A 5,600-nucleotide genomic window follows, 5' to 3' on the forward strand; every position below is an offset into this window, starting at 1 on the left:
GGAGTAATAAATTCAGTGGGTTACAGGGGTTTGCAGACGGCCAAAATCCATGAAAAACGCAAGTGGCAGGTTTGGGCAACAGCCCGTTTAATATTAATTATCCGAGTGTTTCGCCCAGTATTTCCCGGTGACAGAGCTGATGAATGGCAAACGGGCGGCGCTCTCGGGACGCCCACAAGACTATAAATTTCGCCACAGCCCGGCACCACATGAGGCCAAAAAATCACGTCGTGATATCCATGACCTTCAAAGAGTTCTGATGCTGCGAGCGATCGCCACTTTTGCTTGCCCGACACTCTTACAACATATTGTATAGCCTCCGAGCCCGCATCTAACTGTGATTGTGGTCCTGCCTTGACCATTCCTGCTGGAATTGTATATAGTCCTGTCCAAATCCGCTAACCTCCTTTCAAAGATGATAACGTCTAACGCCGAAGGTGTATGAGACTGCCAGGGGCTCCGTACCTCATGAAACGAGACATGCTCTTGGGCCTTTTTTTGTTTTTGTTATGATCGGAGGATACATCAGTGGCCTCAAAACCAACCCGTGAAGAATTGGGACAAAGGGCAAAGGAATTGGAAGCTGCGGAAACGAAGGATAAAAAGTCTGAGGAGGCAATCCATAGCCTATTTGACCTCGCCAGCGACATGCTTTGTCTGGCCGATATTGACGGCTATTTTAGGCAAATAAATCAAGCTTTTGAAAAAACATTAGGCTATTCAAGAAAGGAGATTCTTGGACAACCATTTATCCATTTTGTTCACCCGGATGACGTAGATTCGACAATGGCCCAAGTCAAAAAGCTATCCCAGAGCGAGCCTGTAGTCTCTTTCGAGAATCGCTATCGCTGCAAAGATGGTTCATACAAGTGGCTGTCTTGGACATCCAGGCCAAATCCGGAGGAGGGTATAGTTTATGCCATAGCTCGAGATATCACGGAACGCCAGCTGGCAGAGGAATCACTTAAAAAGCGGACTCATGAGCTTGATGAGCGGATCAAAGAACTGAACTGCCTCTATGGAATTTCCCATCTTGTCGAGGAGGATGGTATCTCATTGGAGGAGATGCTTCAGGCGACAGCCGATCTGTTACCTCTCGCGTGGCAGTATCCAGAGATAACATGCGCACGAATTACTGTGAAGGATCAACAGTTCAAGACCAAAAACTTCAGAAAAACCACTTGGAATCAGAGTGGGGATATCTTTGTACACGGCGATCGGGTTGGAGTTGTGGAAGTCTGTTATTTGGAGGAGAAACCAAAAATCGATGAAGGACCATTCATGAAAGAAGAGAGGAAACTGATAGACGCTGTCGGGGAGCGAGTGGGAAGAATCATGGAGCGGAGGCAGGCACAAGAGTCGCTGAGTAAAGCTCATGATGAACTCAAAGCAAAGTCTCATCGCCTACAAGAAGTCAACACTGCCTTAAGAGTTCTTTTGAAACAGAGGGAAGACGATAAGCAGGACCTTCAGGAAACCATTTTGTCCAACGTGAAGGAACTAATTACTCCTCATCTTGAAAGAATGAAAAAAGGTAGACTGGACGTCAATCAAACGGCCCTTGTCAGCATCATGGAATCAAATCTAAACAGCATTGTTTCTCCATTCATTCGCAAATTATCGTCTAGATATCTTAGTCTTACCCCAATGGAAATCCGCGTTGCTGACTTTATCAAGGAAGGAAGAACGAACAAAGAAATAGGGGAACTGTTGTTCCTTTCCCCTAATACCATTAAGTTTCACCGATACAATATACGAATGAAGCTTGGATTGAAGAACAAGAAAACGAACCTCAGATCCTACCTTCTGTCCCTCGCTAAATAGTGGGTTTTACCTACCCCTTTCTAGTTACAATATAAACTTGCAATGTGGAAATGAATTGGGTATAAATTAATAGCGAGGGGCTTTTGTCTGCCTCGTGTAGTTTCATTTTCTCCCTTAGCCCGAGTACTTTCCCTCTGGAGTATTTGGGCTAACCTATAAAGGCTTGAAAAACCTCCTGAACTCTTTGAGTCAGTCATGGAAGAGTCAGCCGAGCGAAAGAAACAGCGGCGGTTCAAAGTCAAGCAAGGTGCTTGTGCTGGGCTAGGCCATCTGCTTAGGCCAGTTGGTCAAATTATAGATATAAGCACGGGTGGACTCTCATTTCGTTATGTTGCCAGCAATGCGCGATCACACGAATGCGCCAAACTGAAGATATTGAAGACCGATGGTAGTTTTTCCTGTGACAGGATTCCGTTTAAGACCATCTGGGATTATTCAACGCCACAGGACTTTTCGTTGGATTCTCTAATATTGAGACATCGCGGTGTACAATTTGGAAAATTGGGAGATGATCAAAAATTTGATCTCAAATAGTTCATCGAGAACTACACCACAGATCAGGCGAAATCTTAGAAGCAAATCTATATTCAATTGTCAAAGAGCAAGGGCAGAGTCAAAAGTTCGCGCCCTGGCCCTGACTATGGGGTAAGCCGAGAAAATCAATTTGAGGCCCTCTAGAAGCCGTTATTTTACATGTTGAGGGAAGACGAGTATGGCCTTGGACAAAGTAGAAAGGGCCATCTTAGGCCTTTGCCTTGAGTGCCTTTCTATCAAGGACAAGATAATAGCCAAGGGTGAAGCGAACATTATCTCCTACTGCGGAGGTGAAAGATCCCTTGATGTATCTGGCAACTATGAGCGAGTTGTAAGACTATACGGGAAAGGGAGGAAAGACTTGCCTGAAGAGGTGATAGACCTCAGAGAAGTGTCTTGCCTTTATAAAAAACGCACAGGTTTTGCCACCTCTGGCCACCAGCCGTATCGTGAAGTCATAAACACCCTGAAGAACAAGGGCTATTTTCAATATATCGAAGGTGACAGGCAGCAAAGATTTGTAAAGCTAAACAAAAACATGCTTAATGGCTATGCTGATAGCGAACCCCTTAAAGAAAACCGGAAATGAGGTTTAAACAGCCAAGGCATGGGCCAGGCTGGTGACTACAAGGCCAGGTGGTGGAAAGGGCAGAGGGTCGATCCTGACACCTACAGGCAAGAGGTTCCTGAAGAATTATCAGCTGCTAGAAGACCGTGTCCATCAACGGGCTGACCAGGAGTTTGACAAGATCTTCCGAGATACAAGGACGGATCAGAAATAGGAGAGGCATCTACCTGCAGATGAAGCCCGTTGAGGAAGCTCAAACAGCCTTCTCTAATCGTTTGAATCTTGACGGATATCTGAAACATCATCGGAGGATTTTTCATCTTATCCAAGTGATTCCTCACGCATTCCACATCATGACACGTGGTCGAAACGGCAGGTCATACGTCGCCTTCCCTCTTCATTCAGAATGATTAACATATTGTATACGAGCCGCCCCGCGCAATAGTAGCGATACCTGCAATCACACCGCATTCCAAAAAAAATATAGCTTTAATCGTACTCCGCCAACAGGGTCAGGATTCCAGCGATAAAGATCTCATTTGTTGATCCTCACTGAAAGAACCAGTTTTTCAGCTACAACTCCTGTCATGTATCTTTATCGAAAGACAGACTCTCCAAAACACAACTCGCTGCAATGGAGCTTGATGCTGAACACCCCGCAATGCTTTTAGATCTTGTTCTAAAACCTTTACGTTTGTCTATTTGCGCCGCCCGAAACTGCGAATCCTTGACAGAAAATGCGATATCCTGTAGAAATCTTTGCGTAACTTAATAAAATCACGATTAAAGCATACACTACCCTTAACCTTCCAAACGACCGGCAGCGCGTGACGACTCGTCCATATTCCCAGCCTTGATAACACGCTGGTGACGAGATTGCTTTTCAGATGATAGACCAATGGAGGGCCAACAAATGGCATTCCCGCATCTTCAAACCCATGGCCCGTTTCTGTTTTACTGGGGTGTACGAAGATTAGCCTTAACATTATGATTATGCTATAGGTTTCTTGAGGTGTTATGCCATGCTAAGGACGAATCCTCCATGCAAAGCCCTTTGGTTGATCTTCTTTCTCATTGCAGTTTTTTTGGAATCCGTATCATGGGCTGGCGAATATGCTGGCGCTGAACAATGCAAAGAATGTCACGAAGAAGAATATGGCCAATGGCAAGAGTCAGGGCATGCCAAGATTCTTTCCAGGGTCGACGGCAGCGTAGCTCCCCCCGTTACCTTTCCCGAAGGGCATGATGAGACAACTGTTTCATATGTAATTGGCGGTCTCAAATGGAAAACATTATTTGTTGACAAGAATGGCTACCTCATCACTTCAAACTCTACGGGTGAGAGGAAAAGCCAATTCAACAAACAAAGCGCCCAATGGGTGGATTACCTTCCTGGACAAAAGGTTCCCTATAGCTGTGGAAGATGTCACACAACAGGGTACTCTCCTGAAGGGCATCAGAATGGTCTAGAGGGAATAAGAGGTACATGGAAATTCGATAGCATCCAATGTGAGGCCTGTCACGGGCCTGGGGAAAAGCATGTTAGGTCAACTCTTGAATCTGACACAATGATAGATAGTAATGTATGTTTGAAATGTCACGGGATTGAACCGCACGATGCAATTCCAATGAATGGCGTTTTCCTTTCGCAATATACTGAGGCCAATCAATTGCTCGCAAGCAAGAAAAAGGACTTTGCGTGCTCAGACTGTCATAACCCCCATTCTCGTGCAGAAGAATCTATCAAGCAAGGCTGTGTAGAGTGTCATGAAGCCAGAAAGGCGGAGTACACAGGGAGCCTCATGGAGAGGGTTGGTGTTGCCTGCATGGACTGTCACATGGCACCTGCAGCTGTCATTGCCGAAGGTGATCCTGAGTCATTTAGGGGTGATTTCAAAAGCCATCTTTTTCATGTTGACTACCGGAAGGAGTTACCAAAACCCATTACGAATGGAATAGCACTGAATCCTGGCTATTTGACGGTTGACTATGCTTGTATGAGGTGTCACCAGACTTATGAGAACAGGTCGTGGGCCGTCCGGTATGGTACGTTTGTTCACTCCATCACGGTCACGACTGATGTTAAGATCAAGCGGTTTCAAATAATATTCTGTAGTATTGGATTCTTTTTTGCCCTGCTAGCCTTTCTTGCTGCTCTGTCTCTGAAGAATTGGTTATGGCCGAACCTGGATAAGAGAAAGATGTTGGCTGTTCATAGGAATTGCGCATGGATTGCTTTCTACATATGGTGGTTCATGTCAGCAATGTCCGTCTATTTTCTTTTTCCTTTTGACGAACCTGCAAGAGTGTTAAATTTGGGATGGTTCTTGATCCATCTCATCGGTGGGGTATTCGGTCTTGCTTTCTATATTGGCAAAGTCCTGGCAGTCAGAGTATTCAAAAAGGCATGGCAATGGCAGGGAGCTTTTTGGGGAATCGGGTTGTTTGTCTTTTGGCTGATAGATTTTCTAACCGTTTTTTCCAGAACATCCCTTAGTGGAGCGTTGTCCAGTGCTTTATTCTAAGCTTTTCCAAAGATACTTGAATATAATCGAAATTGGCGTCAAGTAAGATCCGATTGTCGATTCCTGCAATGTATACGTAACAAAACCTGATTGACACCAGCCAGCTTGGTCGTCATTATCTGCTTGATTTCTCTATTGATATTGGAGAA

Annotated in this window: 5 protein-coding genes; all 5 read left to right on the forward strand. The window is 45.1% G+C overall.

Annotated features, from left to right (window positions below; genetic code table 11):
- The coding region (locus JW883_15760; GenBank protein ID MBN1843720.1) for a hypothetical protein at positions 1-186 on the forward strand (186 nt) is incomplete at its 5' end.
- 342 nt (positions 187-528) lie between these two features.
- On the forward strand, positions 529-1,824 hold the full coding sequence (locus JW883_15765; GenBank protein ID MBN1843721.1) for a PAS domain S-box protein: 1,296 nt from the start codon (positions 529-531) through the stop codon (positions 1,822-1,824).
- Between the two features lie 195 nt (positions 1,825-2,019).
- The gene (locus JW883_15770) at positions 2,020-2,358 is read left to right on the forward strand and encodes a PilZ domain-containing protein (GenBank protein ID MBN1843722.1); all 339 of its coding nucleotides are present in this window, start codon (positions 2,020-2,022) and stop codon (positions 2,356-2,358) included.
- Positions 2,359-2,536: 178 nt separating this feature from the next.
- Positions 2,537-2,947 (forward strand): hypothetical protein, encoded by a 411-nt coding sequence (locus tag JW883_15775; protein ID MBN1843723.1) that lies wholly within the window; start codon positions 2,537-2,539, stop codon positions 2,945-2,947.
- Between the two features lie 1,001 nt (positions 2,948-3,948).
- Complete coding sequence (locus JW883_15780; protein MBN1843724.1) at positions 3,949-5,451, forward strand: cytochrome c3 family protein; 1,503 nt, start codon at positions 3,949-3,951, stop codon at positions 5,449-5,451.
- Positions 5,452-5,600: the final 149 nt, after the last annotated feature.

This window comes from Deltaproteobacteria bacterium (genome assembly GCA_016930875.1).
In the GTDB taxonomy this organism is placed as follows: Bacteria; Desulfobacterota; Desulfobacteria; order Desulfobacterales.